Origin of the sequence: Geobacillus proteiniphilus (genome assembly GCF_001908025.1) — a bacterium.
In the GTDB taxonomy this organism is placed as follows: domain Bacteria; phylum Bacillota; class Bacilli; order Bacillales; family Anoxybacillaceae; genus Geobacillus; species Geobacillus proteiniphilus.
The window spans coordinates 1-2,108 of record NZ_MQMG01000105.1; the positions used below are offsets into that span (position 1 = coordinate 1).

Annotated in this window: 2 protein-coding genes; both read left to right on the plus strand. The window is 49.5% G+C overall.

Annotated elements, in window-relative coordinates; translation table 11 throughout:
- A partial coding sequence (locus BRO54_RS18655; protein WP_074044840.1) for an IS481 family transposase occupies positions 1 to 1,119 on the plus strand: 1,119 nt, incomplete at its 5' end.
- Positions 1,112 to 1,912: an ExeA family protein gene (locus BRO54_RS18660; RefSeq protein WP_011229854.1), complete on the plus strand. Its 801-nt coding sequence runs from the start codon at positions 1,112 to 1,114 to the stop codon at positions 1,910 to 1,912. The genes BRO54_RS18655 and BRO54_RS18660, both read left to right, overlap by 8 nt.
- Positions 1,913 to 2,108: the final 196 nt, after the last annotated feature.

The window sequence follows — 2,108 nt, forward strand, 5'->3', positions numbered from 1 at the left end:
CATGGAGAGAAACGCATCGCCGCCAAAACGATCCTCGACTGGTGCACGCAGTACAAAAAAGGGGGCTTTGAGGCGCTGAAGCCGAAACGACGGTCGGACCGTGGCCATTCCCGGAGGCTGTCACCTGAAGAAGAGGATCACATTTTAGCCCTGAGAAAAAAACACCCCCACATGCCCGTGACGGTGTTTTACCAACACCTTATCGAGCAGGGGGAAATCCAATCCATCTCTTATTTCACTATATACCGACTTTTAAAAAAATACAACCTCGTGGGGAAAGAAATTTTACCGATTCCTGAACGAAAACGATTCGCGTACGATCAGGTCAATGAGCTCTGGCAAGGTGATTTGTCCCATGGCCCGTTGATTCGCGTGAATGGCAAAACGCAAAAAACGTTTTTGATTGCCTATATCGATGACTGCTCGCGGGTCGTGCCGTACGCTCAGTTTTTCTCTTCCGAGAAATTTGACGGGTTGCGGATCGTAACCAAGGAAGCGCTGCTTCGATACGGAAAGCCGAAGCGAATTTACTCGGATAACGGCAAGATTTATCGGGCGGAACCCTTGCAGTACGCCTGCGCGGAGTTAGGGATCACCTTGATCCATACCCAGCCGTACGATCCGCAAAGCAAAGGGAAAATCGAACGATTTTTCCGCACCGTACAGACGCGGTTTTACCCGTTGCTCGAAATGAATTCACCGAAGTCGCTCGAAGAGCTAAACGAGCGATTTTGGAAGTGGTTGGAGGAAGATTACCATCGAAAACCGCATGCCTCGTTGAACGGGAAGACGCCACATGAAGTGTTTCAATCGCAAGTCCATTTGGTGTCGTTCGTCGAGGATTCGGATTGGCTCGACTCGATCTTTTTGAAACGCGAATACCGTAAAGTGAAGGCCGATGGTACGGTCACGTTGAACAAGCAGCTGTATGAAGTTCCGCCCCGGTTCATCGGACAATCGATCGAACTCCGTTATGATGAACAAGGCGTGTATGTGTACGAAGACGGTCAACGGGTCGCCGAAGCGGTCCTTGTTCGCTTCGAGGACAATGCCTATGTGAAACGCCATCGGTCACCGTTTGCGGCGGTTCCGGTAGAGGGAGGCGAAAACGATGTATAAAACGTTTTATTCCCTTTCCCGAGAGCCGTTTTCGAAGGAGACGAATCCACCAGAGGCTTATCAAGGGGCCTCGTATCAAGAGGCCCTCGCCGCTTTGGACTACGTGAAACGAACAAGAGGGATCGGGCTATTGATCGGTGAACCAGGGGCCGGCAAGACATTCGCCCTTCGGGCGTTTAAGGAATCCCTGAATCCGTCACTGTATCACGTCGTTTATTTTCCATTGTCAACGGGAAGCGTGATGGACTTTTATCGCGGCCTTGCCTTCGGGCTCGGGGAAGAGCCGAAATACCGCAAGGTCGACTTGTTTTATCAAATCCAACAAGGGATCGAGCGCTTGTATCATGAACAACGGGTAACGTCAGTGTTCATCCTCGATGAAATGCATTTAGCGAAGGATGCCTTTCTGCAGGATATCGCGATCCTGTTCAACTTTCACATGGACTCAACAAATCCGTTTGTCTTGATTTTGGCGGGGCTGCCCCATTTACAGGCAAAACTACGGTTGAATCAACACCGTCCGCTTCACCAACGAATCATCATGCGATACCAGATGGGGCCTCTTGATAAGGAAGAAGTGGTAGGATATATCGAACACCGCCTGAAACAGGCGGGGGCGAAACACCCGATTTTTACCCCAGCTGCCTTAGAAGCGATCGCCCTGCAGTCGCAGGGGTGGCCGCGGATCATCAACAACCTCGCCACCACTTGCCTGTTATACGGCGCTCAATTAAAAAAACATATGATTGACGAAGACATTGTGCGTATGGCAGCCGAAGAAATGGGGTACTGACACAGCAGGGGCTGATCGGCCCCTGTTATGTTTCATCCCGATCCATCCTCATTCTAGTTAATCATCCGAAATAATGTGCAAATGTTCGGAAATAATCTGCAAAACCTGGAATAATTCGCAAAGATTTTGCACATTATTTCCGAATCCGTCCGAAATAATTTGAAAAAGGGATTCTGAAATAATGTGCTAATTTACA